Consider the following 24,742-nt stretch of genomic DNA (forward strand, 5'->3'; position numbering starts at 1 on the left):
GCTCAAGTCTCACTTGAGCGTTGTACATTTAACATATCTCTAGGCACTAAGTCCTAGGAACAAGCACTGAGAATAAAGGGAAACAGTCATGGCTACTCCTCACATTAATGCGGAAATGGGTGATTTTGCAGACGTAGTATTGATGCCGGGCGATCCACTTCGCGCAAAATACATTGCTGATACGTTTTTGGATGATGCGGTACAAGTGTGTGATGTACGTAATATGTATGGCTACACAGGCACTTACAAAGGTCGTCGTATCTCTGTAATGGGTCACGGTATGGGTATTCCATCATGCTCTATTTACGTTACTGAACTGATCAAAGATTTTGGTGTTAAGAAGATTATCCGTGTAGGTAGTTGCGGTGCGGTTAATGAAGACATCAAAGTGCGCGACGTTGTTATTGGTATGGGCGCATGTACTGATTCTAAAGTGAACCGTATTCGCTTTAAGAACCATGACTTTGCGGCGATTGCTGACTACAACATGGTGAAGAACGCTGAAGAAGCGGCAAAAGCTCGCGGTATCAACGTAAAGGTGGGTAACCTATTCTCTGCTGAGCTGTTCTACACTCCTGATCCTGAAATGTTCGATGTAATGGACAAATATGGCATTGTTGGTGTTGAGATGGAAGCGGCAGGCATCTACGGTGTTGCAGCAGAATACGGTGCAAAAGCACTGGCTATCTGTACCGTATCTGACCATATCAAGACTGGTGAGCAAACGACCTCTGATGAGCGTGCAACCACATTTAATGAAATGATGGAGATTGCTCTAGATTCTGTTTTGCTAGGTGACGCAGAATAAGCAAGACGCTTAATAAAGTATGTAAAAAAGCCTCGCTTGTGCGAGGCTTTTTTGTATCTGGGAATGGCTTATGTTTTCAAAAGGTACACGAGCATTCTATTGCTTGAGCAGTAAATTCTCGCCTTTGGTTTTTGGTTGTTTTCTAAGGATGACCATCAGTAACACACCAGAGATAAAACTCATCAAGATCATCATATACATAAAGCGATCACTCTTGCGGTAGTGATGATCGGAAATTGCGGTTACCTTACCAGTTTCAAAGGTGATTCGAACAAAACCTATGATGGTATGATCGTTGATGATCGGCTCGACTAGCTGTTGGCGGCCAATGCTGGCAGTTGAGAGTGGAGTATCGAGCCCTAGGACTTCGCGCGCCGTTTTGGCGTCTGTACTGGCGGCAATTTTGACCCCTTCAGAATCATAAACGGTTGCATCTAACACCAGACGTTCTTGTGCTAACTGGTTGGTCAGAGCGCCTAAACGCTCTTGGTCTTGATCAATCAGCATCTGTCTAGCAGAGAGTGAGGCCTGAGAAATCAGAACTTTAGAAAGCACTTCTAACTGATTCGCTTGAATGCGCTCGTTACCTTTACTGATAACAAAGCTATTTGTTGTGATGAAGAACACCATAGCAGCGATTAAGCAAAGCGCTACTAACCTCAAAAAGTTGCGAAACGAAAACAGCGAACCGTCCATATAAGTTTAAAAGTACTATGAAATTACTGATTGGTTCATATTGATGCTTGCACAACCAAATTGCAATAGGTTAACGTTTTAGGAGCTTTTTAAAGGAAGGATTAGCCATGGACGCTGTAAAGCCGTTAGTGATTACCAAACGTATTCCATTGAAGGAACGTTTCCCTGAGACACTCATGTCTCATCAACTGGAGAAAAATAAAGCCAGTTGGATTATGTATTCTCATTATTTGTCTCCTGATATTTTCAATGATATGGATTTCTACATCGGTGAAACTAGCCGAATTCTCGACATTTGGCAGGTCGGGCAATATGAAGTGGCACTGATGGATGGCCAGTTAACCGCCGACCATAAAGTGATTCTGAATGAGCTCAAAGTGGATTGCGCAGCACTGTATGATGTTCCCGACCTCAACAAGCCTGGTGTGATTGTCTTGGATATGGACTCGACCGCCATTCAGATTGAGTGTATTGACGAGATCGCCAAACTTGCTGGAGTAGGCGAGCAGGTTGCAGAAGTAACAGAGCGAGCGATGCAAGGAGAGTTGGATTTTGAGGCGAGTTTGCGCCAACGTGTTGCAGCATTAAAAGATGCAGATGAAGCGATTCTTGAGAGAGTTCGTTCACAGTTGCCGTTGATGCCAGAGTTAGAAGAAATGCTAAAAACTCTTCAGTCTTATGGCTGGAAAACGGCGATTGCGTCTGGTGGATTTACCTATTTTTCTGATTTCTTAAAGCAGAAATTGAATTTGGATTTTGCTCAATCAAATATGTTGGCGATTGAAAATGGCAAACTGACTGGCGAAGTGCTTGGGGATGTCGTCTCAGCACAAACTAAAGCAGACATCTTGCTAGAGTTAGCGGAAGAGTATGATGTTGAGCCGCATAACACCATTGCCGTTGGCGATGGCGCTAATGATTTGGTGATGATGGCGGCGGCCGGCTTAGGTATTGCGTATCACGCAAAACCTAAAGTTGAAGCTCAGGCACAGGTAGCCATTAACCATGCAGGTTTAGGTGGGGTTGTGTGTGTGCTGTCAGGGTTGCTCGCAAGACAAAAACGAATCAACTGGTAAGTGAAAGATAACAAAGGGCGCATTGAGCGCCCTTGTTTTATGGGGGGAAACTTAATGATTCAGCTCTAGGCGAATCAATACTTCTTCTGTAATGTCGATAAGCTCGCAATAGCCGCAAATTGATGTCATCTCATTTTCTAAGTTGCGAGCGTGGCTCAAACTCAACGAGAGCAGTTCATTGATGTCTTTCTTCATCAAGGTTGTCAAAGCATCATACACCGGACCAGAGGAAATCCTTAACACGTAGAGTTCGCCCATACTTAGCGCATCTTTAATGAACTTAATCCGGCTCTGGGTGGACTCAAAGTCTTCGCGTAATTTGGTATGAATCGACTGAATACGTTGCCCTAGTTTTAATACTCCAATATACAGTTCGTGATAGACCGGCTTTGCTCCGGGCTTCTTCTTCATCGGTTCTGCAATTAACGTATTGCTGCGTCCTTTAAAAATAGGTTCTAAGGCAAATTTTTGATTGTGGCCAATTCGTTCCAAGAACTGCATATAGCCTGGCAGAGGGAAATTGACGCCAACAGTGCGACTCTTTATTGAGGTCCCTCGTTTATCGATATAGATAGGTGTTGAGACCATTTTAGCCAATAAGACGTTATGCAATGATTCTAGTAAAGCGGGACTTGGAAGCAGCTCTTGTTTAGCGATCAGCTTATCTTGGTTGTTATCAATCATGCCATTGAAAAAGGCGATGGTCTTGATGGTTTTGCCGGATTCGACAATCGATAAATGTACGGTTTTGCGATCCTGGGATAACCGAACCACCTCATAGGGGACTCGGTTCAATGGCAATCTGTCGTTATAGCGTTTCAGCTCCAAGTAATCTATCGAGATTAATGCCCCTGTTTTGACAGGCAACGGTTCCAATAGCTCTATGCTTGCACCACGTTTAGACAAGTCGAGCGTTTTTCCACGAATAACAGTGTTTTCATCACATTGAACAAACAGCGGCGTGCTGAATTGATATCGCGGTTCTTTTCGTCTGGATTGCGCATCGAAATACAACCCTCTTGGCTGGCTTTCTACTTTTCTTGGGTGTCTAAAGCGATTTAGACTGTTAGCCGGAAGACGAGGTTTTTCTGTAAATAGGTAGTCAGCGGCTGAATTAGCATCACTGATCTCCTGCAGAATACCGAAGTGAGTCAATTTTTCATTACCATTCACGAGATCGCTGTAGTTGTGCGAAATCGTGGTGACGTCTTCTTCGGACAGCTCGAATACGGAGAGACGAAACGCTTTCCAACTATCTCGACGTCCGCCAATATGCCAGAACAATTGACGTTCTTGACGATCTGCCTCTGGCATCATCATGGAATAAAACAGTTTCATCCCCTGATGTTCGTGGGTAAAGGTATAAAGTACGTTGCTACAGCCTTTGATGCCTGCTTTGACCAGTAAATCCATTCTCTCTCGAGAAAACAAAGCCCCCAGCGATTGTTGATTACGCTCATCATGCCAGTAGTGCCAAATGTCTTGGTTATTTTCTGTTAGCAGTGCCACCTTCAGTTCATTACCGCTAAAAAACAGCGGTAGGTTACAGGCGTGTTTAAGATAACTGTGTTCGAAACCTCGAGTACGAGCTCGGGTAATCCTATCTTGGTTATCGTGGCGGATTTTTTTTGATTCAGTATTCAGTAGCTTTTCAACCACCATTTCGACCGCATTAGTGCGCGACAATCTTAGTGTTCTTAGATACTTAACCGGGGATACACCGTGTAGACCATCGACACCGAGTACACGGTATTCGATCGGTTTGGTGATTTCCTTAACTTGACTGGTTTGGGCGAGTTCGTCAAAGCTAACACTAATCACTTGGCCTAAGTCGTAATCAAAGGTACCTGGCACTTTGAATTTGGCACCTGAACTGGAGAGATCGACACTAAGCCCAGTGACTACGTCTCCATTTTCCAATTGAATAGATACTTGAGATTCGAGTTTAAGGCGATTCTCTTTACGCTTCAGGTCGTAACCTAAGTTAATGGCGTCCGCCAGATAAGGACTTTGTGGATCGGTCAACTCGCCCTCATGCGCGGCGCGTTGCTCATCACCAAGATTGCTCAAGGTTTTCTTATTAACTAACGATTCCCATACGCCTTCGGTGTAGCCGCCAAATTTCTTGGTCAGTTTGTGGTAACTATCAAATGCACGGTCATCAAGCCAGTGAGCGAGCCCATTAAGTTGATACTCGTGGCAATTGCTGGTGACTCGACCACGAAGGTCAATACGCTTATGGCAAGGGGCCATAAGGCGATTGAGTTCCATTTTTACCAGGAGTTTTGTCGAGGGAGATTCACCCTCGGTCACTTGACTAAGTACATAATCAAAGTCATCAGCGTGATACGCCGAAATCAAGCGTTCTGCGATGGAAAGTATTTCAGGTTGCTGCATGAGTTTTGTTAAAGTGTCCCTTTGAGATGATGAGTGTCATCAAGAAATAGCACAGCGTGAAGCTATTATATCGGCTACCATGCCGAAAACCTTAATGTTATCTACTGATAAATATAAGGTAAATAAATGTCATTAAATACTTTTATTAATAAATACAATGTGTTGGTATGTTTTTGTGCTTTGCAATTTCTATATTTTATACAATTACTTATACAAGCGTTAACGTATATAGAGTAACAGAAACTAGTAGATAGTGAGGTAAAGTGCAAACTTAGCTTTAATTTATGCGATTTGCGCATATGGTAATATTTGCGCATACAGTGGTCAGACAAGCTGGCAGTAAATCAGCCTGATAATGAAAAAGGGAAATCAAAATGAATAGTAAAACGGTGGTTATTTTGGGATTGGCCTTAGTGTTGGCTGGGTGTGGTGGAGGTGGTGGCGATCCTGCGCCAAAAAGTGCAAATATTGACTACCCTCTAGATTATGGGGCGACGCTTTTCCCGGATGTAACCGAATCAAAGATCAGTTATCAGATTGGGTTTGAAGTTAAGGAAGGTTCAAAAAAACCGATTGCCAATGAAAATATTTGGATAACCAACGAGATCAAGCCAAATCTAGACCAAATAAATAACCTTGCTACCCGCTGGAAAACGTACGGCACTGATTTATTTACCATGGCGGATTTATTCAAAGCTACGGTAAAAGCGGAATTGATAGACGCTATAGTTTGCCTAGATTCAAAGACTAATAACGCTATGCCTAATAGCCCCTCTATGGTTTGCAGCAATGAAAGTAACGGCGTTAGAGAAACTGTTTCACTAACTGCTATAGGCTTTGCCAACTCATACACTGACGACGGAAAGGTATACCAAGAGAAGCTATATCAACTTAATACCCGCGTTCGTGGTCCTGGTAGTGTTATGGATTTTCCGGTTCTTAGATTGGGTCTTCATCAAGGGATCGGTTTGACTAGTGTGGATTTAATTGACACTAAAGTTTTTGAAGGAACGGATTATTGGATCTATGACTTCCGTTACTCATGGTTCACAACTGACAGTTATTTGATGTAGAGTTCAATATAGTTACGAGCGACTACCATCGATAAGCAAAGGCCGCAAACGCGGCCCATACTTTACTGCCTGTTCATGGCGTCATTATAAGCCGATTTCAATAGCCCCGATGCCAGCCATAATGCATCTTCGCTTCCATCAGCTAACTTTCCAGATTCGTCAGTGGCTTGCATTGTTAAACTCAATAGTGATTGTGCGACAGAGACACACCCAAACACGTCCACTTTTCCGTTTGAACTGAAATATTCCTTAACCATCTTATTTGAAATAGTTTCAAATACAGCTTTTTTTTGTCCCGCGTTGTTTTCATTATCTGCCATTATTTTTACCTTCTTTATAGCATGTGGAAAAACTGACGTTTGCAGAGCTCTCTTGGTTGATTCGAGTATTTACTCTACTTTCTCAACTTAGCACATGTCCTTTGGTGACTAAATGATAGGATTGTGATTAACTGATTTGGCGCAAATTGCCAGTTTTAAATCATGGACTTCTGCTTAAATTACAGTCTGTTACTGTTGTAGAGACTGCAATCCAAGCAGACTAAAGTATTGTCTTAGCTATCTTGAATGAACTTAGCTTTGCGTTTGTAGTTTGCGTCAGAATATTCTGACAGGCAGTTGGCAACATCACCCTTTATCAAGCGATCTCTATACCGAATAAAAAACATCGGACTAGTGATCTCACAAATTCTTTGGCGCAATCTTTCTGCTTGAGATTCGTCGTAACCAAACTGACTATTGCGAAGTACGTTAAACCGGATAGTCTCAGCGAGTGCGCGCTGTCCTTTGCTGTAACCTTTCAATGGTTTAGGAATCATCTTCTTCACTCCCTAGGCTATCCTCCCATTTTTTAATAGTAGACTCCTTCCAGCGACGAACTGAACCCCTACCATTGCCTATGTCTGCTTTAGGAAAATCTCCCCTTGCGATCATTTTGTTTAATCCATCTAGGGTGATACCGAGATTTTCAGATATTTGCCCTGCAATGATGTACCTTTCCATCACTGACCTCTCGTACTGTTAACAATGCTTCTGTGCTTTCCACTAGCTGCTGCATATAGCTTTTCCCATTCTTGGTGCGAAAGTAGTCCGTTATTCGCATCTTCACGAGCTTGACCCATGTACTCACTTACTTCGTTGGTTGTGGTGCTGGATAAAACAAGATCGTGCCATTGTTGGTACTTGCTTTGGGCCTCAACTGCTCCCCCTCCCATAAGTGAGCTCATATCTGCTGTGCTCGATGTCGTCTCAGAGGTTACTTCTGCCTCTTCAATAACTTCTGATTTACTAGCAGACTCGCCCATTAATGAATCGACTTGCGCGGCGGTTTCTTTTTTAATATTTTCAGGACGCATTACCTTCCTATCCTCCGTGTTATCCCATAATTTAGGATCGCCTCGTTCAAGCATTTCTATTAATTCGGAAGAATTGGGAAGACGACGAGCTAAACGGTGCAGTGCAGTTTTAACTGCCATTCGATCATAGAAATTTTTCCATGCACCATTTTCATTATTGCCTGTTTTGCTATGGGCTCTGGATCGTTCGATATCTTCGAGGGTGAGCACCTCTATCTGTAGTTCACCATTAGTCATCATTGCTGCAGCAAATACGCGTTGTAAATTTCCGCGTTGTGTCATTGCAGGAACATACTTGAAATGTTCGCCGTTTTCGTCTGCGTAATAATCAAAATGATCGCTTTCAAAAATAGGCTTAGCCATGATCATTTTAATTTGTCCCGATTGACGAGCGCGTTTTAATACTCCGTCCACCATTGGCATGTATTGCGCTTTCTGGATGAAACCTCCATTTGTTTTTGTGCTATATGGTACTAATGCCGCTTCTCTACCATCGCAAACCAGACCATCTTTAGCCGCTAGGATCAACGAGCTAATAACCGAGTTTCGATCTGCTTTAATTAACGATGAATTATTAAATATCGCTATAGCCGCAGATTTAACGAACGTTTCAACTTTTATATGTGAAGGAAGAATAGCTTCTATTCCCTCGTTGACAATCGCTGGCATTAGGTCGTTGTTGATACTTGATACAGTTAGTTGATTCATAATTATTGTTCCATTCCGTTGCGGTAGTTTTCTAGGCGTTTCATTGCAAAGCCGCTAGGCTCCGCTTGAATCGGTAACGGTGCGCCGTTGCTTCCGTGTGGATAGCTGACAGGGCCGTTAAAGTCGCCAGTATCGACGGATTCGGCAATGCTATTTATACCCTCGCGGCAGTCATAAAAACCTAGCTCTAACATATCCCCAGTTGCTTGAACGATTGCGCCCCATTCATAACCCTCAAAGGTATTGAGGAACAACCAAACGAACGTTTGCGCCTTTGTGCCTTGCATGTAATGGTGTGCACTTAGGTGGTAGCCGCGCTTTTCAATTTCACGGATTAGATAGCTTTCCAACTCACGTTTTTTGATATTGGTCGGGATGGAGATTGTTTTAACATCTAATAAGATATTGCCGATCTCTTTGTCCGGGCGCGCTTTTACTAATAGTTTGGTTTCCTCGTCACGCCAGAAATACGAGCGCTCACAATGGACGTTTGAACCTTCCGCAGTAATCCAATTTTTAAGCGTCGGATCTTCTTTGGCACGTTTTACCAACTTGTTAGCGTGTCGGTATTGGCTGCGGTTAACTCCAATTTTTCCGGCTTTTTGCTGGCGTATAAATTCTGCGCTTATTTCGTCTGCAAAAATGACATCAGGGTTGAATTCTTTGATTCTGGATGCTAACTCTGGTTTCGTTCCGGTTAGCTTAACTTTCTCACCCGTAGATTCGTTATGCGAACGAATAGCCGCTTTATAATCTTCTGTTTTGATTAGCGCACCCTTTGGTAACTCAGGCTCAATTACGAATTCAGTTTCAATGGTTTCCGGTTCAAGAATTAACGCATGTACGTAATTACCAAAATTAAAGTAATCCTTTTCAACGCGTGGGATCTCGCCCGTTTCTTTTGCGTGACGATATTGGCTAGAAATTAATTCATCTTTGATTTCGCTTGAACTGTAGCCGATACAGCTATGATAGAGCTTGTTTGAAAGGTGTTCTTTTATTAGTACCTCGCCAACTTGTAACGCGGCAATCTCAGCGTTCAATGATTCTAGTTCGATATTAAATGTATCTTTTATTTCGTCACTAGAACTATCATGTGAGTAATTAATGAGCCCGTCGCTACCGCCGATAACACTAGAGCTATTAGCAAGATCGTTTGATAGGTCCACGACTCCAGAAACGCTTTGATTTTCTGCTTTGATAGTTTTCGCGGTATCTTGGGGTTCTGGTGTTTGTTGCTCGTCATATTTCTCCCAATCTTGATCTGCTTGTTTGTTGGTTTCTTCCGTCTTTGAAGTTGAATCAAAAACTACGTTCTCTCGCATAAAAGCACGCAATGAACGAAGGTTTAGGAACGTTTTCATTACGGCGTTACCATCGTCAAAATCGACATTCAATATGTTTTTTGTTGTTTCTTCGTGGTTGAATTTTATAGTGTCAGAATGCGGTGAAATGGCGCTTTCAGAAAAGACGGTTCTTAACTTATCTCCCGCCTCTTCTAATTGTTCTGCGCTGTAATCGGACTCGGAATCCACAGAGGCCAAACAAGACAATACGGTTTTTTCGTATTCGTTTTGTGGTTCTGGCGCGGATTTATCCGCGAATTTCTCAGATAGGCGATTCATTGCGCTAGTTGTCGCCGTTTCAGGCTTTTCTACCTTTTTGAATGCGGTTTCAACTGGAAATAAATCTAGTAATAATTTGTCGCATAGAGCGCGTAAAGCATTGGTGTTGCTTAATGTTTCTAGAATTGCTTTCTCTTTATCGACGTAGCCAAACATAGCCGTCGCTAAAACGTCGTAATCTTCGCAATCCTTGTCAGCGTCAAACAGAGGTTGCCCGCGCTCGTCAAAAATGCCTTTTAAACGAGCAGCGTAAACCGGGTACTGATCCGCCGGGGCTTGTTCCATTTCTTGAGATTCGCGTAGTAGGTCGTCAGCAAATACCTGCCAAATGTCGCCAAGGTCGCACTTAACTAAGCTTTCGGTATCGTTAGGGAAATATGAACCTACGATTTCCTCAATACGGCCAGCGTCAGCAAGATCGGCTAGGGAGGTCATAGAGTTTACGTGCTCAATTACTTGGCTGTACGGTAATGCACCATGAGTTTCCTCTAACTCTGTTATTACCTTATCAACTGAATCAATAAACGCAGTTGGTGCGAATGCGGGAGTAAAATTTTTGTAGTCCGGGTGTGCCTTAATCGCTTCTAGTAGGTCGTTTTTTAATACGTCCGGGTGCGTGGTTTGGTTTTTCTCTTTAACCGCTCGAGCACAGTCATTTGTAGCTATAGTTGTAACGTTATGTTCGTCAAATTGCTGTTCTACGGTTCCCGCAGGGTTTTCCTTCGAATACTGGCTAATCATTTGCAGAGCGCTATTAACGGTTTTTTCTTCCCATACTTCCGACATATAGGTGATTATTGCGTTTGCTGCTTTTGATAAGCCGCCAATGATCGCGTTTTCTTTTGTGCCCTTCGGTTCCCAAAATGTTTCAATGTTGCCAGCGGCAACGCTTTCGCCCTCTGTGCCTTTAGAGCGGTTTATGATTGCATATGATGCCATGTTTAACCCGTCAGCTTGAACAAGGCCAATACGAACAACCCACGGCGTCGGTAATACATATTCGGAAATGGTAGCTAGTGACGGGCGCGCTTCCTCGTTGGTTTCGCTAGCTGTATCAATAAACGCGGCTTTTGATTCAATAAACGCCGTGTAGTTCTCTTCCGTGTCGGCAACCAATAGCGGCTTTTTGTACAACTCCCAATTTTCAGGATCGATTTGTTTCAATTCTTCCACGGCCTTAACTTCCGCGCCTTTTTTAAGCTTGTCAGTTACCCACACAACGACGGTTTTAGCACCTTCGGGATGTTGTGTTTTTTGGCTTCTTAATTCAGCTTTAAAAAACTTACTCATCTTAAATTGTCCTTATTTTTTTGGCTTTCCGACCGCAGCAAAAGCGATATTTAAACAACTATCAAATAACTTGCCGTTTGAATGCGCAGCGCCATTTTGATATGCCTTGATAGCCGCATCGCAGCCAATGTTAATTTGTTTTTTGTTATAGCCCTTGAGCTCCATTTTTAGTGCGACATTGCGTCGCACGAATTCGATATGTTGACCTGTTGCCATGGCTATAATTCTCTAGAAAGTCGAACAAGCTCTTCTTCGATGTGGTCTAGATGTCTATGACACCCGTTAAGAATATGAAGGAGAGTATTAATTCTGCCTTCTGGCTCCTTAGCCTTTACATTTAAGTTACTGGATGATTCTTCTTCGGGCTCATTGGTGCAGCCAAATAATTGAAAGTTGGTTTGCATTAACTGACTGTCGGTGCTTTCAATGCGAGCTGCGAGAGACGTCAACTTATCTCTAACTTGTTCGAACTGCGGGTAATGTGCCGCTCCCTGCTCTAAGTGGCATGTAGGTGCGCCAATTTCGATTGCTTGGTTTTTCATAATGTTATCTCCAATTAGTGAGTTTTAAGGCTGAGTAAATACTCGCGCTCGAGGTTGGTGATCTCGATACGAAAGCAGTTAATGATTGATAATGGGACGCTTGATAGTGCTTGTAGCTGGTCATCGATATAAGACATTCTCATATCGATGAGATTTTGGTCTGGATATGCGGACAGGAATAAAAGGTCTATATCTTTAATTTTGTGGCTATAAAAGGTTTCGTTAGGTAGTGAGTACACTTTTTTATCGGGCTTTCCTTCTTGAGGAACGTAGACCATTTTTAGTGCCATTTTTGGCAGCTCTCTGTAAACCTGCTGATGACTCCAATACAAATCTTTACCGTCAATAATCTTGCTAATGTCATAGCCAGTTAGCTGGCCATGTTCCAATAATTCAAAATAAATAGCGGACTGTAGTTTGGTGAGAGTGTGTTTAGCTACTGGCATAATAAGAATCCCCAATCTTTAACAAGGCTAGTTTCCTAGCCCAAACCATACAATGGTTATAAATATAACTATGGTTAGTACATAACGTCAATAACTTTAGTTAAATTTTATTTCGTAGGCGTAAAAAATCCCGCTAGTGCGGGATGTGCGGATCGAGGGAACGGAGTGTTGTTAAAAGAAGACCGAATACCAGAATATTTTACCTAATATCACAATACTCTCTTCAGCAATTTGTTCTTTCGAGTATTCTCTAGGGGGATACTCTATTTCGTTAAAACTATATACCCTAAGCCCACCATTGGGCAGGCTATAAAGTCGCTTGATGAAAAGCTCACCTGCATGGTTTATGGCGTAAATCTTACCACTAATAAGGTCTGTATCTGAGCAGTTAATACCAACTGTTGAGCCATTTAATAACACTGGAACCATAGAGTTCCCCGTCATATTTACACAGATTGCATTGTTCCAATCAACGCCAGCATTAACTAATGCACTCTTTTGAAAGTGTAATAGTTTTTCTGCCTCATATTTTTGCTGACTTGAAAGGACAGTACCTCCTGTAGTCAATGTCAATCGAGACACGAACGGTATGGATATCTCGTCATTATTTTTAGAGCCAGATTCATTCCGTGAACTAAAACCTGGTGTCATATGTGGCTTTGGGTTGGCATCAGTAATTCCAGTTTGGAGCCACCCTGGATCGCATTCAAGCGCTTTTGCCAATTCGATTATCTTTGCGGTGCTCTTCGTTTTCCCAGACAAAAGTTTATGAACCATGACTTGGGATATGCCAGCCTTTTCGGCTAGCACTTTCTGAGTCATTCCAAGAGCCCTTAGTCTGGCTCTAATGTTTGTTGATAGCATATTCATTACCTCATTTTATAACTTAGGTTAGAGAAATAAAATAAACCAAAGTTATTGAACTGTGAATTAACCAGAGTTATATTGGTTATCGGATTTGTACTTGAGGAGTAATTTCAATGAATAAAAAGTTAGTGATAGATCATTTCGGTTCGCAGCAGGCGGTAGCGAATGCATTGGGCATTTCACAAGTAGCTGTCCATAAATGGAAAGATAACATTCCAGAACTACGTGCTTACCAGATTGAAAAAATTACCGAGGGCGCGTTGAAGGTTGAAGGCATCTCAGCGAATGGCTCCAGCAGCCGTAATTAGGTCCGCAAAAACGTGAGCGCTAAATGTACATTTTGGGCTTGGGAGCAAGAGGGGATAAAAGGGGCGCAAGTGCTCGTTCTCCTCCAGCTTGCGGATAATTCTAATGATGATGGTTTGAGCTGGTATTCAATCGAAAAAATGGCATCACGTTGCAAAATTGGCGTTAGGACATTTCGAGATAACTTAAAAATACTGGAGGAAAAAGGGCTCGTAACGGTAACTCGTCGTCAAAATCGGTCATCACTTTACCAGTTAAGTTTGGGGTGCGAAATCCGCAGGTCTAGGGGTGCGAAATCCGCAGGTGGGGGGTGCGAAATCCGCAGGTCTAGGGGTGCGAAATCTGCCTACGATCCTAAAAGAGATCCTAACAATGATCCTAAAGAAAAAAATAAACAAAAAAGAAATCGGCGAAATAACGAAATTAGCCCTTCGGAAGAGTTTAGGGAGGAACTTAGAGAGCAAGGTAGGGAAGTGAAGTTTTGAGCACTCACTGAAAAAAATGATTGCTTACTCCTACGCAATGAAGCCTATGAGCTTTTAAGTGGCCTAGAACTCAAAACATTAGCAAAGGCTCTAATAATTTAGTTTAAGGCCTTACAAAGAAAGCTAAACCGATTCAGCAAGGGTATTTGACTCTGCTGAAAGACTAAAGATTCAATTGGATAGACAACATTGAAAATATTAGCCTGTTTTTTAATCTCAGTTGCATTATCAGGTTGCGCATCGATGGGTGACACCTATAGCGACTACACGGACTGCACAAACGAGAATGCATTCAGTTCATTTAGTGCATTTGTCTGCAATGTGGCTGAAACGGCCAGTAACGAGAACCTGAGAAGACTAAGTAATTAGCGAGGTGATTGCATATGCCAACCAGTACAGAGATACCAGTAACCGAAATCCAGACCATTGCAGGACGTAATTACAGAGTCATGAATGGTTCAGGTGATGACTTAGCAGACTGCAGGAAATGTGCGTTTGAGTTTGGTCACTTTGATTGTCTTCAAGTGCAGTGCGACAACGTATGCCGTGAGGATGGAAGAAGCGTTTATTTTGTTGAGGTCTAGCCATGAAAGAAGATTGGAAGGATTTTACAGTCTCAAAGCGCAAACCTGATGCAATCAGAGAAAAACCGGACGCTGAAAGAATTCGACAGTTCGAGGCTCGTAAAAAAATCGAAAACTTGAAAGATCAGATAGCACTAGAAAACGAATTTAATTATCTGAAATGAGGAAAGAATGGAAAACCAACATAGAAAAATCAAAGGCTATCGCGAGTTAGACGCTCAAGAAATCCACCTAATGAATACCTGTAAAGAAATGGGTGAAAAACTCAAAGGTTTAATTGGAATGCTACGAGAAAACGAAACAGTTGATCAGCGTTGGGTATCAATTGCTGAAACCCATCTGCAACAGGGCGTTATGTCAGCGGTTCGGTCAGTAGCAAAACCAGATTCGTTTTAACAACACAAGGAAACAGAAAAATGAAATCAGTTATAAAAATTGCTCAGGTATGTCACGAAATAAACCGCGCCTTTTGTGCGTCAATCGGTGACGACTCGCAGCCAGAATGGGACAAAGCCCCAGATTGGCAAAAAATGAGCGCTATCAATGGCGTTAACTTCCATCTAGAAAACCCGGACGCGGATCCCGCAGATAGTCACAAAAATTGGATGGAAGAAAAGATTGCAGATGGTTGGAAATATGGGGAAGAAAAAAACGAGGAAGAAAAAACGCATCCTTGCCTTGTCGAATACGAAGAATTGCCAAGTGAACAACGATGCAAAGACCATCTATTTAAACAAACGGTGCATTCTCTTGGCTTCCTCGTTAACCACAGAATTGAACGTTACTTATAAACGCAAATGGGCGTTAATTAGCCCTTAATGGTGTGTTGAGAATTATGATCAAGTTAAGAACGGCCATTAGCCTATTTCACGGACTAGGTAGCTTCAATATTGCCATTGACGCAATAGGCCTAAAGTTTGACCGCGTTTATGTATCGGAAGTCGACCCACATGCAAACAAAGTGGACCAGGCAAACAACCCGAACAACATACATATGGGTAGCGTTTGCGATTGGTACTATTGGGATATTGATTGGTCAAAGGTTGACGTGATCGTAGCCGGATCGCCTTGTCAGGGATTCAGCATGGCAGGAGGGCAAGCCGGAACAAAGGCAATTTTGAACGGAAAAGAGGTTTTAGTTACAGATAGAAAAACATACCTACTAATGAAACATATGGGGGCAGAGTTTTTAAGTCAATCATACCTATTTTGGGAATTTGTTCTTTTGCTGGATTTTGCAAGACGCAAGAACCCGGACGTTAAATATTTCCTTGAAAACGTAAAAATGAAAAAACCGTTTTTAGAAATGATTACCGAAGCATTAAACACAGTCCCTAACTTTATGAACTCCGCAATAGTTTGCGCACAAAACAGGCAGCGTTTTTATTGGCACAATTGGGGGTTTGAATTACCGGAAGATCGCAATATTTATCTAAAGGATATTTTGCAAACGGACATTAAAAAAGATGGTGATGCGGTCTTATTCGCTGCTAGCTATAGCCGTAAGGATGGAGTTGGAAAACCACTAGATAAAGCATTTGCGTTAAACGCCAGTGATTGGCGCGGGTTAAACAGAAACCAAACCCAAACGGCTGTAGTTTGCGGTTCGATTCGTGGTCGGTACATAGTCGACGGAAAACGAGCAGATCACAAAGTTAATTCTATGCAAGGGAAAACAGAGCAACGAATTGAACTAAGGAAGGATGAGGAAACCAACTGTTTAACGACAGTTCAGAAAGATAACGTTATCGCGTTGTTTTTTAGCGGTCGAGGAAATAACCCGGCAGGGTTACGCGACCTCGATGGAAAATCCCCATCATTAACCGCAAACGGTTGGCACCAGAACTTTAAATTAGTTGACGGTATGTATTATCGAAAGCTGACTTGTATCGAGTACGAGCGCTTACAGGGTGTGCCAGATAACTACACAAACCACGTTAGCAATACGCAGCGTTACAAGATGTTGGGTAATGGGTGGAACGTAGACACGATCATAGTTTTTTTTATTCATTTGTTGGGGGATTTAATAATGAATTATCCACACGTTTACTTTGGAGGACATAAAAAATACGGCATCAAATCGGATAGGGATTGGATTTACATAAGACTAAATTTTCTTCCCCAGGACCTAAGGGAGTTTGCATCCGAGCAATATCAAAATATTTACCTTTATTACTTTAATCGGGCAAAGCCAAGACTCGCCCGCTTCTATGCCAATGTTTTTTTACAAATGCTAGTTGAGGAAACTGTTACGCAGAAAGAGATCGAGAACGTCAACGAAGATCTACTACGCAAGAATGCGTTAAGCGAAAAAATTGAACACGTTAAACAGGTGCAAAGGGAATCGGCCCCGCGTATCGATTTATCAAGAGGACGAATTTAAATGAAATTATCAAAACCGACTTTAAGAGAGCAAGAAATCATTGATAACAGTTCTGACTACATAAATAAGTTAGCTTCTGAAATTTGGGATTCGATAAACCGAGTTGATTTTGATCCGACTCATCCTAATTGGCAGTTTTTCGACGATTGGGATGAAATTATTGCAGCGGCGTCGTATATCACACTCAAGGTGCGAGGTGAAAGCTAATGAAACACAAACATTACGAAATGATTGTAGCCAAGGCCGCAAATATGGAATTAGTTCAATTCCGCAATATCGATGGTGAATGGATTGAAAAGGATGGGGATAGCAAAGGAGTCTCATTTTATGCTGATTATCAATATTACCTGTGTTTGGGGCAGTACAAAAAAGAGTGCTTACACTGGCTAAACGGCGGCGAAGTTCAAATGCGAAGACCCGGACGGGAGTGGTTGACGCTTGAGAAATTCGAACGAGATCCAAAATGGCATACCCACTGTGGATTTATGAAAGATGAATATGGATTTCGCATCAAACCAGTAACAAAAAAACGATGGATTGCCGTTAGTAGAAACAGCGCTCAAACCTCGCCGTTGTTCAATTACGAGAAAGAGATCAAGAGCGCTTACAAATCTGAAAGCTGGCAGCATATAGAAATAGATGTTGAGGGTGATTACTTCTAATCACTCGGGAGGTGATTAAGGAATGACGGTAAACCGCATATCTCGCGCACAGTCGGAAACCTTATTTATTTTGCTGCTACTCATGCAGAGGGGCCACAAACCGCCGTTTAAGGTTTCCAAAGTGCTAGGGATGGTTCAGAACATACGAGCGGGAGTTATTGACCCGGCTAACTACAGAAAGGGGATCCATACGCTAGGCAAACAGAATTTATTACGTGTCTGTAGGTTTAAAGATCTCAGTTTGGGCGTGGAGCTAACAGCTAGCGGAATGGACAAGGCAAAGGATATTTACACGGAGCGAATGAAGCAATGAAAACGCTAAGAGAAAAATTTGATATATGGGCCAACAAGAAAGGCCGCAAAGCTACGGACCTATACGCAGTTGCAAAGCTTTACTTAGACAATTGCGATGATTACCACTCTATCAAGTTTATGGAGCGTCTCGTTGATGCTGACGTAACCGGGAACAAACACAAACTATATCGCTATGGCTTTAAGTTTGAGCGTAACCCTAAACACCGATATGAATTCCGTTTGATTGACATTGATTTGAACCACAAACAAAAACAGTATGATTCAAAGGCCAAAGAAAAACGCGGGGAGATCGTTAAACCCTGTAAGGCTCCGAGTGAATTAGCAATTGATTGGCGCATAGCGCTAGGAATGACATTTGGAGTGGGACAAAAGGAAAGGTGCGCAAAGTTCTGGACGAATCAATACACCTTACCTTTGTCCGCAGCCCCGCATAATAGCGATTTTAAATGATTAACTCCATCGCTTGAACGTGATAATGCATCATGCTTACAATGACCTCGTAGAATTTCCCATATATTCTGCATACTAAGCCCACGCAACCCCAACCGCGTGGGCTTAGTTTTCCCCGTCAGATTCAGTTTCATCCATGTACTTTATGCATAACCAATCGTGTTTTGTATTGAGTTTGTAATAAGCTCGAATCTCGCTAATCTGCCATGCTAATTTTTCCCACTGACAAAGCCATATTTGATCGCGTTCGACAGCTTCACTGTATGTTTTGGGTGGAGTATTGAAGGGCCGTATCGGTTCAGAAAGTAGTGCCGCTGGTGGTTTATTATCAATCAGCTTTACTTCTTTGACTATTTTTGGGGGCACTGTGGTACAGCCAGCTATCAGAGTAAGGAATAGTAGTATTAGCGCATTTTTCATTTTCGAGAAGATTTTGTAGTTTGGAAAGCACATTGGTTTCTACTCCATCTAGCCTTTGCGTTATGGTGTTTTTTTCGTCTAGGACTTTTTGATCTAAAAGTCGGCGTTGTTTTAATTGCTCAACAACGATATTGAGTGAGTTGTTTATACTGGTCATGTTTTTGAGTTGGTTAGACATGACCGTATTTTGTGTCTTTTCGTTTTGCCAGTTTCTAAAGAGAAAGTAATTGCTAATTAGACTTCCAGACATAACGGATAGACTAGCAATAATGAGTGCAAATTTTACATGGCCAAACATATTAGTACCCATTCAAACAGATGTTTTTTTCTATCTCACGGCGATGTACTATGCCGTAGCAATTGCTTTCCTTATCATTGCAATTTTTTCTATTTACGTAAACCCATTTAGGAAACTCATTGCATGCCGCGACGATGTTATTTTCATTAATTCGCTTTAGCATCGTTGAGCGTGAAAAATTACCACTTCCAAGGTTAAAAACGAAACTCACAAACATGTCATACTGGTACTGAGCCACGGGGACCTTTACTAATTTATCAACGGTTGATTCTGCAGTCTTGATATCCATCGCATAGTAATCCGCAATTTCCTGATTAGTGACGGTCTGTTCCTGGCTAACGTTCGACGCATGACCCACGCCAATAGTCCATTTATTGGCGCTGCATTGGTATGCTTTTGATCTACAACCCTCAACGTCAAATATATGCTCTAAGCCCTGCTTTGAGGTGCGCAACTCTGTATGAGTGCCGACAACTATTCCCACAATGACAGCCATGGCACAAAGCGTTTTTTTAATATTTCCTGCGCTCAAAACGCTCCCTCCTTAATTTTCTTCTTTCATTGGTTTCTTTGATTTTTCCTATGTAGTACCAAATGATCACCGCTGCCGATATTGCGCTAACTAGTGTCGATATAGCCTGAAAAACCCCGCTAGCATTCCACATAGCAATAGTCGAAAGAATCCAAGCATGAAATGACTTTTGACTTACTAAATCCATAAATCCACCTAACAGTTATGATTCATATTATTGTTGCACAAAGTGAAATGTTTAGCATGTTGTGTTGCAATAATTGCAACTATGATTGGGGAGAGATAGAATTTATACAGAGATGGTATAGGGTGAAGATTTGGTTATGGATGGTGATGCAAAGAAACTCAATCCAAAACAACAGGCGTTTGTTGCTGAATACCTCATTGACTTAAATGCCAGTGCTGCTGGTGTTAGAGCGGGTTATTCCGCTAGCTATGCGCGCCGCGTTTGCTCTACATGGGTAGGGGACTTTGACAATTGTGCAGAAAAACACATTCATATCTGGCACAAAGTACAGCAAGCAAAACAAAACAGAGTAGAACGGACGGAAATTGATTCCGACTACGTTTTAAAGCGCTTAGTTGAAATTGACGAAATGGACGTCCTTGATATTCTAAGCGACGATGGCGGATTAAAGCCCATTAGTGAATGGCCCAAAACATGGCGACAATTTATCGGTGGTTTCGAAATCGCGGAACTTTGGGAGGGACGCGGCGACGACAAAGAACAACTAGGGTTACTAAAAAAAATCAAATGGCCCGACAAAGTTAAAAATCTAGAATTGATAGGTAAACACGTTGCCGTTGGTGCCTTTGCTAACCGTATCGAGATTAGCCCGGCGGAACAGTTTGCAGACATAATCAAAAGGCGCAAAAAATGAGCGCCGCCGAAAGTTGGGATTTCGAAGAAATCTTAGAAATCTATGATGATGATTATGAGGCATTTTCGGAGGACTTTTTAAAAATCCGCCCTAAAGACGGCGGGTTAATTCCTTTTGTTCTCAACGAATCACAGCGTTTTGTATTAGAAAAAATCAAAGAGTTGCGCGAACAGTTAGGCGCGGCTCGTATCCTTGTGTTGAAAGGTCGTCAAAGTGGTATCTCAACTTTAGCGGAAGGTATGAGCGTTCATAAAACGCAACTAGCCGCCGGTATCCAGTCAGCAGTAATCGCGCACACCTCTAAAAGTTCATCCACTCTTTTTAATATGACGCGCCGCTTCCATGATAATTTACCCGATCAAATCAGAATCCCTACAAAGCGCTCTAACGCCTATGAACTGGCTTTTGACATCATTGACAGCGGAATACGCGTTTACACCGCCAGCGGCGACGAGATCGGACGAGGCGACACAATAAACGGAATGTTGCATCTATCAGAGGCGGCGTTTTACGACAATGCGTCAGAAATGTTAGCCGGTTTGCTGCAATCCGTCGCCAGTGTTGCAGATATTATTGTCGAGTCTACTGCTAATGGCATGAGTGGATGGTTTTATTCTGCATGGCAGTTAGCAGAGAAAGCGCAGCGCGGAGAATTGGACGACGAAGGAAACCCAATCATTTCCCCATTCACGCCCGTTTTTATTCCTTATTTTTGGGTTAAAGAATACAAAGTAAAACCACCCAAAGGATTCAAACGAACGCAAACAGAGCAAGCGTTAGTTGATATGTATGGCGATCAGGGTTTAGACGATGCCTCGCTATATTGGAGACGTTTAAAAATCGCTGAATTTACCGACGGCGAAAGAAACCCGGAAAGAGTTTTCGATCAAGAATACCCGCATTGCCCGGAGGTAGCGTTTACCTCAACGATGTTAGACGGGATCATTAAATCAGAGCTTGTTATTCGTGCTCAACATACACAGCTAGCTGCAAATGATGACGCGCCGGTAATTGGCGTTGACGTTTCCGCCGGAGATGGAAAAGACAGAATTATTATTACTCGCCGTTGGGGAACCAAATTCGATCAGGAAGAATACAAAGGCAATTCTGCAGACCTAATTGATTACCTTTACGACTTATTCGAGCGTGAGAACCCTCAAGCAATGCTAATCGACGGCGGCGCAATGGGGATCACGGTCGTTCAAGGCTTGCACAAAAAATATCACGGCATCAATAACCGAATTCACGCGATCTATTTTGGCGGAGAGGCAGAAGATAAAACGCTTTATATGAACGCCAGAGCGGAAATGATCGGGCGCTTAAACGTCATTCTAAATAGTGATTTACCGGTTGATTTACCAAACGACGAGGAACTAAGGGCGGAGTTGTGCGCGTATCGAGGGCGTAAGAACGCGGAAAAGCAATTAGTTCTAGAGGCAAAGGAAGAAATACGCAAAGAGTTAGGGCGATCCCCGGACAAAGGCGACTCGTTGAAACTTACCTTAGCGCGTAGGGAGTATTTTTAATGAAACATCCAACAGGGCGCGAATATTCAGAGTATGAAATGTCCTTGATCAACGGGACCGCGCCAACACAGCACAAACCACAAAGTTTAATTGAGATCCATTACTCCGCCGTAGGTTGTCGCATTGCGCACCAGCCACGCGGAAACATGGAGAGAATGAGAGAGCGACAGCGCAAAAATAACGGCTCAGGGCGTGGTTTGTATGCAGTCGTTGAACTCCCTAAAACAATGGAAGGGCCGGACCTATACGAAATCCTAAAAAACCTTGATGGACTAGAGGTTCAATATCAACCGTTTCAAGGCGGGGATAATTTTTGGAATGTGATTTTATTGGCGCAGATACCGCCAGAGAAAGCGCACAAACACATAAGTGAACACTTGCCAAACAAAGAGCACACGAAAACAGGCGACGACGTTGCAACCGTGGCAGCTCCGGGAATTAAGGGGATTTTTTAAAATGGATATGCTAGACGGCAACATTAACGATCATGATAGCGACGATCCTCAGACTGACGAGAAAGTAACGCATAAATTAGAGGGCGCATTAGGTGAGTACATTGGGAACGCCACCGATTTAAACCACGTATTAGGGACAAAAAAGGGCGATAACTACGCGTATTACTACGGTGAAAAATTTGGGAATGAACAGGACGGGCAAAGCGACCATATCACAATGGACGTATTCGACGCTGTAGAGAGCGCAAAGGCGCGTTTGTTGTCTACCTTTACCGGCGCAAGAAACATCATTCATTACAAGCCACAGACAACGCAGGACGTTGAAAACGCCGCATTGCGTAATGCTTTGGTCAAAGATATTTTTTGGAACGATAACAAGGGATACAAGATTCTACACGATGCCTTTCACGATGGTTTGTTAAATCGTTGGTTTGGCCTCAAATGGTATTGGGAGAAAAACCCGATCCAAGTGCCGGGACAGGCAACGATCCCACATTCAGATGAATATATTTACGCCCTTGATCAGCAGTTAACACAAAGCAATGCGCAATTAATCGGGGTTACACAAAACCCGGATTCAACTGTAACCGTTGACTATGCAGTAATTAAGGATGCGGGCAAAGTAAAAATAGAAGTTATCGCACCAGAGCGGATCTTGATTGAGTCGGGCGCAGAAGATCAGGAAACGAGCTCGTTTATTGCCGAGGAAATGCGCGTAACTGGCTCAGAGCTAGTTAAAATGGGTGTTTCTCAAGAGGCGTTAAAATCAATTGATAATTATCGAGCAAACGCAGACACAACCACAGAATCGCGTCGACGCAACGACGAAACAACCGTATTTGAGAATGACAGCCCAACGCAAGAGGGCAAGATTTACAAGGTTTACAACGCGTTTATTGAGATTGATTTAATTGGCGACGGTATCGCGCAGTTATACAACTGTATTTGTGACTATAACGGGCAGTTATTAATTGACCCGGTTCCCGTTGACCGTCCACAACTGATCGTCGGTTCATTGCTTCCACAAGCCCACAAAATAAACGGCATGGCCCTAGCTGAAGTAATCAAGCCCATTCAAAAATCAGGCTCTATGGTTATGCGCCAATATATCGATCACCTTTCCCGCGTAAATACCGGGCGCATGGCGGCGGATATGCAGTTAGTGAGAAACCCTAAACAACTGCTAGAGAACCACATAGGCGGAATTGTTGACGTTGAATTTATCGACGGCAAACCGGCAATGATGGATATTCCACAGCCGCAATTATCCCCGGCAACCGGGATTGTGTTGGAAGAATTGAAGCAAGAGAAAGAACAGCGCGGCGGTGTTTCTCGATTAGCTCAAGGTTTGAACAGTGACGCGGTTAGCAATCAGAACGCCGATAGCCTGATCGAGCGATTAACCAACCTATCAACGGCCCGCATTATGATGATGGCCCGCCACATAGCGGAAATGATTCTAAAACCTTTATTTGACGGCATTTACAAGCTATCTACGCAAATGGATGAAAAGCCGAGATTGCTAGAAATTGGCGGTGAAAAAACGGAAATTTCCCCGACTCAAATGCAAGGCGATTTTGAGCTAAGTACGGAAATGACCGTCACGGAAGAGGAAGCAGTAAAACGCGCTCAAGGCTTAATGTTGATGCACAACACCATGCTAGCCGATCCGGATGCCGGGCTTATTTATCCAACCGCAAAGCGCTACGCCATTTACTCAGAAGTGTTTAAGTCAATGGGTGAAAGTCCGCACATGTTTATGCAAGACCCTAGCGGCGATCAAGGTATGCAGTCATTTAGCCAAATGCAAATGCAATTGCAACAAATGCAGCAGCAGATCGGGCAAATGGGCCAGTACATTAACCAAATGGAAATGCAGAACCAGAATCTACAGCTAGCGTTATCTGACAAGCAATTTAATCACCAAATAGAAGCGCACAAAGAGAAACGCGAGGACGCGAAATTCGCTCATGATGTAATTCAAGATCGCCGTGAGTATGAGTTAGAAAAATCACAGAAACGCGGGGTTACTTTGTAATGGATTTTTTAGAGCGACGTAGGCAGATCAAGAATGCAAGCAAAAACAAACTTGAGCAAAAAAAGCGAATGTTTAAGGAATTGTCGGGCGAACAGGTCGAGGACGAAACGAACGGTACACCGCCGAATAACGAACCGGTTACGGAAGATTCGACGGATTCTAAATCAACACTAACGGATCTTATGGGAGGGGGCGACAGTGGAAAGTGAACTAAAAGACATGATGCAAAGTTTAGCGTTGATTCAGGAGCACCAAAAAGACGCGGCAGACATGCACCAAATCGAATTAAACGATCTCCAACAAAATGCCGAGCATTTATTGTCGAATCCTTCGTTTAATGTTGCTTACAAAACCACTTTTGATTCTTTGGTCCGTCAGATTTTACGGGCTGACGGGAGAAGAAAAAACGACTTATTAAACGAGCTAAAAGCGCTTGAGCGCGTAGCTGCGAAATTAGGTTACATCTACAACGGACTGCAACAGCAAAAAACCGCCGTTGATCAATAAGTTTAAGATTTACTATAC

32 protein-coding genes are annotated in these 24,742 nt (G+C 42.8%); 17 read left to right on the forward strand and 15 right to left on the reverse strand.

The annotated features are described in order from the left end of the window. The first annotated feature begins 88 nt into the window (after positions 1-88). Entirely contained in the window at positions 89-808 is a 720-nt protein-coding gene (gene deoD / locus HOP38_RS02510) for a purine-nucleoside phosphorylase (RefSeq protein ID WP_006071974.1), read from the forward strand. Between the two features lie 96 nt (positions 809-904). On the opposite strand, the gene HOP38_RS02515 is transcribed toward deoD, so the two are convergent. Next, complete coding sequence (locus tag HOP38_RS02515; RefSeq protein WP_006071972.1) at positions 905-1,504, reverse strand: YtjB family periplasmic protein; 600 nt, start codon at positions 1,502-1,504, stop codon at positions 905-907. 107 nt (positions 1,505-1,611) lie between these two features. Here HOP38_RS02515 and serB point away from each other — a divergent pair, with 107 nt between their 5' ends. Beyond that, positions 1,612-2,580 (forward strand): phosphoserine phosphatase, encoded by a 969-nt coding sequence (serB, locus tag HOP38_RS02520; protein ID WP_198557339.1) that lies wholly within the window; start codon positions 1,612-1,614, stop codon positions 2,578-2,580. Between the two features lie 51 nt (positions 2,581-2,631). Here the strand turns inward: serB and HOP38_RS02525 are convergent, their stop codons facing one another. Then, on the reverse strand, positions 2,632-4,977 hold the full coding sequence (locus HOP38_RS02525) for a PilZ domain-containing protein (protein ID WP_006071969.1): 2,346 nt from the start codon (positions 4,975-4,977) through the stop codon (positions 2,632-2,634). 374 nt (positions 4,978-5,351) lie between these two features. Between HOP38_RS02525 and HOP38_RS02530 the strand changes: the two genes are divergently transcribed. Next, entirely contained in the window at positions 5,352-6,050 is a 699-nt protein-coding gene (locus HOP38_RS02530) for a hypothetical protein (RefSeq protein WP_198557340.1), read from the forward strand. A gap of 62 nt (positions 6,051-6,112) precedes the next feature. Here HOP38_RS02530 and HOP38_RS02535 read toward each other — a convergent pair whose 3' ends face one another. The 9 genes from HOP38_RS02535 to HOP38_RS02575 form a co-directional block, all read right to left on the reverse strand. Further along, the gene (locus HOP38_RS02535; RefSeq protein ID WP_198557341.1) at positions 6,113-6,370 is read right to left on the reverse strand and encodes a hypothetical protein; all 258 of its coding nucleotides are present in this window, start codon (positions 6,368-6,370) and stop codon (positions 6,113-6,115) included. A gap of 233 nt (positions 6,371-6,603) precedes the next feature. Further along, positions 6,604-6,867, reverse strand: coding sequence for a hypothetical protein (locus tag HOP38_RS02540; protein ID WP_198557342.1), 264 nt, complete (start codon positions 6,865-6,867; stop codon positions 6,604-6,606). Then, complete coding sequence (locus HOP38_RS02545; protein WP_198557343.1) at positions 6,857-7,051, reverse strand: hypothetical protein; 195 nt, start codon at positions 7,049-7,051, stop codon at positions 6,857-6,859. Before HOP38_RS02545 ends, HOP38_RS02540 begins: the two co-directional genes overlap by 11 nt. Continuing rightward, complete coding sequence (locus HOP38_RS02550) at positions 7,051-8,112, reverse strand: recombinase RecT (RefSeq protein WP_198557344.1); 1,062 nt, start codon at positions 8,110-8,112, stop codon at positions 7,051-7,053. The genes HOP38_RS02545 and HOP38_RS02550 overlap by 1 nt, the downstream gene beginning before the upstream one ends. A gap of 2 nt (positions 8,113-8,114) precedes the next feature. Then, the gene (locus tag HOP38_RS02555) at positions 8,115-11,027 is read right to left on the reverse strand and encodes a PD-(D/E)XK nuclease-like domain-containing protein (RefSeq protein WP_198557345.1); all 2,913 of its coding nucleotides are present in this window, start codon (positions 11,025-11,027) and stop codon (positions 8,115-8,117) included. Positions 11,028-11,039: 12 nt separating this feature from the next. Then, positions 11,040-11,243, reverse strand: a complete 204-nt coding sequence (locus HOP38_RS02560; protein ID WP_198557346.1) for a hypothetical protein — start codon at positions 11,241-11,243, stop codon at positions 11,040-11,042. Positions 11,244-11,245: 2 nt separating this feature from the next. Continuing rightward, complete coding sequence (locus HOP38_RS02565) at positions 11,246-11,569, reverse strand: hypothetical protein (protein WP_198557347.1); 324 nt, start codon at positions 11,567-11,569, stop codon at positions 11,246-11,248. Positions 11,570-11,583: 14 nt separating this feature from the next. Continuing rightward, entirely contained in the window at positions 11,584-12,015 is a 432-nt protein-coding gene (locus HOP38_RS26180) for a hypothetical protein (RefSeq protein ID WP_423250079.1), read from the reverse strand. Between the two features lie 171 nt (positions 12,016-12,186). Beyond that, complete coding sequence (locus HOP38_RS02575; protein WP_340138493.1) at positions 12,187-12,885, reverse strand: XRE family transcriptional regulator; 699 nt, start codon at positions 12,883-12,885, stop codon at positions 12,187-12,189. 110 nt (positions 12,886-12,995) lie between these two features. Here HOP38_RS02575 and HOP38_RS02580 point away from each other — a divergent pair, with 110 nt between their 5' ends. The 9 genes from HOP38_RS02580 to HOP38_RS02620 all read left to right on the forward strand — a co-directional run bounded on the left by HOP38_RS02580 (position 12,996) and on the right by HOP38_RS02620 (position 18,067). Beyond that, positions 12,996-13,190: a Cro/CI family transcriptional regulator gene (locus HOP38_RS02580; protein ID WP_198557348.1), complete on the forward strand. Its 195-nt coding sequence runs from the start codon at positions 12,996-12,998 to the stop codon at positions 13,188-13,190. Between the two features lie 12 nt (positions 13,191-13,202). Beyond that, complete coding sequence (locus tag HOP38_RS26185) at positions 13,203-13,673, forward strand: helix-turn-helix domain-containing protein (protein WP_198557349.1); 471 nt, start codon at positions 13,203-13,205, stop codon at positions 13,671-13,673. A 383-nt stretch (positions 13,674-14,056) separates the two neighbouring features. After that, positions 14,057-14,257, forward strand: a complete 201-nt coding sequence (locus HOP38_RS02590; RefSeq protein ID WP_198557350.1) for a hypothetical protein — start codon at positions 14,057-14,059, stop codon at positions 14,255-14,257. Between the two features lie 171 nt (positions 14,258-14,428). Then, entirely contained in the window at positions 14,429-14,653 is a 225-nt protein-coding gene (locus HOP38_RS02595; protein WP_198557351.1) for an Acb2/Tad1 domain-containing protein, read from the forward strand. 20 nt (positions 14,654-14,673) lie between these two features. Next, positions 14,674-15,048: a RyR domain-containing protein gene (locus HOP38_RS02600; RefSeq protein ID WP_198557352.1), complete on the forward strand. Its 375-nt coding sequence runs from the start codon at positions 14,674-14,676 to the stop codon at positions 15,046-15,048. Between the two features lie 44 nt (positions 15,049-15,092). Further along, positions 15,093-16,640 (forward strand): DNA cytosine methyltransferase, encoded by a 1,548-nt coding sequence (locus HOP38_RS02605; protein ID WP_198557353.1) that lies wholly within the window; start codon positions 15,093-15,095, stop codon positions 16,638-16,640. Then, a complete protein-coding gene (locus tag HOP38_RS02610; RefSeq protein WP_198557354.1) occupies positions 16,641-16,847 on the forward strand; it encodes a hypothetical protein in 207 nt (68 codons plus the stop codon). It abuts the gene before it with no gap. Further along, positions 16,847-17,302: a hypothetical protein gene (locus HOP38_RS02615; RefSeq protein WP_198557355.1), complete on the forward strand. Its 456-nt coding sequence runs from the start codon at positions 16,847-16,849 to the stop codon at positions 17,300-17,302. Before HOP38_RS02610 ends, HOP38_RS02615 begins: the two co-directional genes overlap by 1 nt. 309 nt (positions 17,303-17,611) lie before the next feature. Next, positions 17,612-18,067, forward strand: coding sequence for a hypothetical protein (locus HOP38_RS02620; RefSeq protein WP_198557356.1), 456 nt, complete (start codon positions 17,612-17,614; stop codon positions 18,065-18,067). A gap of 105 nt (positions 18,068-18,172) precedes the next feature. Here HOP38_RS02620 and lysC read toward each other — a convergent pair whose 3' ends face one another. Genes lysC through HOP38_RS02635 form a run of 4 tightly spaced genes read right to left on the reverse strand, consistent with a single transcriptional unit; the run spans position 18,173 to position 19,504 of the window. Next, positions 18,173-18,487: an Rz1-like lysis system protein LysC gene (lysC, locus tag HOP38_RS26190; protein ID WP_423250086.1), complete on the reverse strand. Its 315-nt coding sequence runs from the start codon at positions 18,485-18,487 to the stop codon at positions 18,173-18,175. Next, positions 18,396-18,785, reverse strand: coding sequence for a hypothetical protein (locus HOP38_RS02625; protein WP_198557357.1), 390 nt, complete (start codon positions 18,783-18,785; stop codon positions 18,396-18,398). Before HOP38_RS02625 ends, lysC begins: the two co-directional genes overlap by 92 nt. Position 18,786: 1 nt before the next feature. Next, positions 18,787-19,317 (reverse strand): lysozyme, encoded by a 531-nt coding sequence (locus tag HOP38_RS02630; protein ID WP_242456500.1) that lies wholly within the window; start codon positions 19,315-19,317, stop codon positions 18,787-18,789. Continuing rightward, a complete protein-coding gene (locus tag HOP38_RS02635) occupies positions 19,298-19,504 on the reverse strand; it encodes a hypothetical protein (protein WP_198557358.1) in 207 nt (68 codons plus the stop codon). Before HOP38_RS02635 ends, HOP38_RS02630 begins: the two co-directional genes overlap by 20 nt. Before the next feature lie 136 nt (positions 19,505-19,640). Between HOP38_RS02635 and HOP38_RS02640 the strand changes: the two genes are divergently transcribed. The 5 genes from HOP38_RS02640 to HOP38_RS02660 all read left to right on the forward strand — a co-directional run bounded on the left by HOP38_RS02640 (position 19,641) and on the right by HOP38_RS02660 (position 24,724). Further along, positions 19,641-20,198 carry a terminase small subunit gene (locus HOP38_RS02640; protein WP_198557359.1) on the forward strand — a complete coding sequence of 186 codons (558 nt, stop codon included), beginning with the start codon at positions 19,641-19,643 and terminating at the stop codon, positions 20,196-20,198. Further along, positions 20,195-21,724, forward strand: coding sequence for a terminase large subunit (locus HOP38_RS02645; RefSeq protein ID WP_198557360.1), 1,530 nt, complete (start codon positions 20,195-20,197; stop codon positions 21,722-21,724). Before HOP38_RS02640 ends, HOP38_RS02645 begins: the two co-directional genes overlap by 4 nt. Next, the gene (locus HOP38_RS02650; RefSeq protein WP_198557361.1) at positions 21,724-22,179 is read left to right on the forward strand and encodes a hypothetical protein; all 456 of its coding nucleotides are present in this window, start codon (positions 21,724-21,726) and stop codon (positions 22,177-22,179) included. Before HOP38_RS02645 ends, HOP38_RS02650 begins: the two co-directional genes overlap by 1 nt. Position 22,180: 1 nt before the next feature. Next, the gene (locus tag HOP38_RS02655; protein ID WP_198557362.1) at positions 22,181-24,217 is read left to right on the forward strand and encodes a portal protein; all 2,037 of its coding nucleotides are present in this window, start codon (positions 22,181-22,183) and stop codon (positions 24,215-24,217) included. A 198-nt stretch (positions 24,218-24,415) separates the two neighbouring features. Beyond that, on the forward strand, positions 24,416-24,724 hold the full coding sequence (locus HOP38_RS02660; RefSeq protein ID WP_198557363.1) for a hypothetical protein: 309 nt from the start codon (positions 24,416-24,418) through the stop codon (positions 24,722-24,724). The last annotated feature ends 18 nt before the right edge of the window (positions 24,725-24,742 follow it).

It is taken from the genome of Vibrio mediterranei (genome assembly GCF_013364395.1).
GTDB classification, from domain to species: Bacteria; Pseudomonadota; Gammaproteobacteria; order Enterobacterales; family Vibrionaceae; genus Vibrio; species Vibrio mediterranei.

Bases quoted from the DNA above. Each gene is read 5' to 3' on its own strand.
- HOP38_RS02595 (WP_198557351.1), top strand. From the start codon at position 14,429: ATGGAAAACCAACATAGAAAAATCAAAGGCTATCGCGAGTTAGACGCT.
- HOP38_RS02635 (WP_198557358.1), bottom strand. From the start codon at position 19,504: ATGGATTTAGTAAGTCAAAAGTCATTTCATGCTTGGATTCTTTCGACT.
- HOP38_RS02525 (WP_006071969.1), bottom strand. From the start codon at position 4,977: ATGCAGCAACCTGAAATACTTTCCATCGCAGAACGCTTGATTTCGGCG.
- HOP38_RS02515 (WP_006071972.1), bottom strand. From the start codon at position 1,504: ATGGACGGTTCGCTGTTTTCGTTTCGCAACTTTTTGAGGTTAGTAGCG.
- HOP38_RS02615 (WP_198557355.1), top strand. From the start codon at position 16,847: ATGAAACACAAACATTACGAAATGATTGTAGCCAAGGCCGCAAATATG.
- deoD (WP_006071974.1), top strand. From the start codon at position 89: ATGGCTACTCCTCACATTAATGCGGAAATGGGTGATTTTGCAGACGTA.
- HOP38_RS02655 (WP_198557362.1), top strand. From the start codon at position 22,181: ATGGATATGCTAGACGGCAACATTAACGATCATGATAGCGACGATCCT.
- HOP38_RS26180 (WP_423250079.1), bottom strand. From the start codon at position 12,015: ATGCCAGTAGCTAAACACACTCTCACCAAACTACAGTCCGCTATTTAT.
- HOP38_RS02605 (WP_198557353.1), top strand. From the start codon at position 15,093: ATGATCAAGTTAAGAACGGCCATTAGCCTATTTCACGGACTAGGTAGC.
- HOP38_RS02545 (WP_198557343.1), bottom strand. From the start codon at position 7,051: ATGGAAAGGTACATCATTGCAGGGCAAATATCTGAAAATCTCGGTATC.
- HOP38_RS02535 (WP_198557341.1), bottom strand. From the start codon at position 6,370: ATGGCAGATAATGAAAACAACGCGGGACAAAAAAAAGCTGTATTTGAA.
- HOP38_RS02590 (WP_198557350.1), top strand. From the start codon at position 14,057: ATGCCAACCAGTACAGAGATACCAGTAACCGAAATCCAGACCATTGCA.
- HOP38_RS02565 (WP_198557347.1), bottom strand. From the start codon at position 11,569: ATGAAAAACCAAGCAATCGAAATTGGCGCACCTACATGCCACTTAGAG.
- HOP38_RS02650 (WP_198557361.1), top strand. From the start codon at position 21,724: ATGAAACATCCAACAGGGCGCGAATATTCAGAGTATGAAATGTCCTTG.
- HOP38_RS02555 (WP_198557345.1), bottom strand. From the start codon at position 11,027: ATGAGTAAGTTTTTTAAAGCTGAATTAAGAAGCCAAAAAACACAACAT.
- HOP38_RS02600 (WP_198557352.1), top strand. From the start codon at position 14,674: ATGAAATCAGTTATAAAAATTGCTCAGGTATGTCACGAAATAAACCGC.
- HOP38_RS02610 (WP_198557354.1), top strand. From the start codon at position 16,641: ATGAAATTATCAAAACCGACTTTAAGAGAGCAAGAAATCATTGATAAC.
- serB (WP_198557339.1), top strand. From the start codon at position 1,612: ATGGACGCTGTAAAGCCGTTAGTGATTACCAAACGTATTCCATTGAAG.
- HOP38_RS02620 (WP_198557356.1), top strand. From the start codon at position 17,612: ATGAAAACGCTAAGAGAAAAATTTGATATATGGGCCAACAAGAAAGGC.
- HOP38_RS02625 (WP_198557357.1), bottom strand. From the start codon at position 18,785: ATGTTTGGCCATGTAAAATTTGCACTCATTATTGCTAGTCTATCCGTT.
- HOP38_RS02645 (WP_198557360.1), top strand. From the start codon at position 20,195: ATGAGCGCCGCCGAAAGTTGGGATTTCGAAGAAATCTTAGAAATCTAT.
- lysC (WP_423250086.1), bottom strand. From the start codon at position 18,487: ATGAAAAATGCGCTAATACTACTATTCCTTACTCTGATAGCTGGCTGT.
- HOP38_RS02580 (WP_198557348.1), top strand. From the start codon at position 12,996: ATGAATAAAAAGTTAGTGATAGATCATTTCGGTTCGCAGCAGGCGGTA.
- HOP38_RS02550 (WP_198557344.1), bottom strand. From the start codon at position 8,112: ATGAATCAACTAACTGTATCAAGTATCAACAACGACCTAATGCCAGCG.
- HOP38_RS02575 (WP_340138493.1), bottom strand. From the start codon at position 12,885: ATGAATATGCTATCAACAAACATTAGAGCCAGACTAAGGGCTCTTGGA.
- HOP38_RS02560 (WP_198557346.1), bottom strand. From the start codon at position 11,243: ATGGCAACAGGTCAACATATCGAATTCGTGCGACGCAATGTCGCACTA.
- HOP38_RS02530 (WP_198557340.1), top strand. From the start codon at position 5,352: ATGAATAGTAAAACGGTGGTTATTTTGGGATTGGCCTTAGTGTTGGCT.
- HOP38_RS02640 (WP_198557359.1), top strand. From the start codon at position 19,641: ATGGATGGTGATGCAAAGAAACTCAATCCAAAACAACAGGCGTTTGTT.
- HOP38_RS02540 (WP_198557342.1), bottom strand. From the start codon at position 6,867: ATGATTCCTAAACCATTGAAAGGTTACAGCAAAGGACAGCGCGCACTC.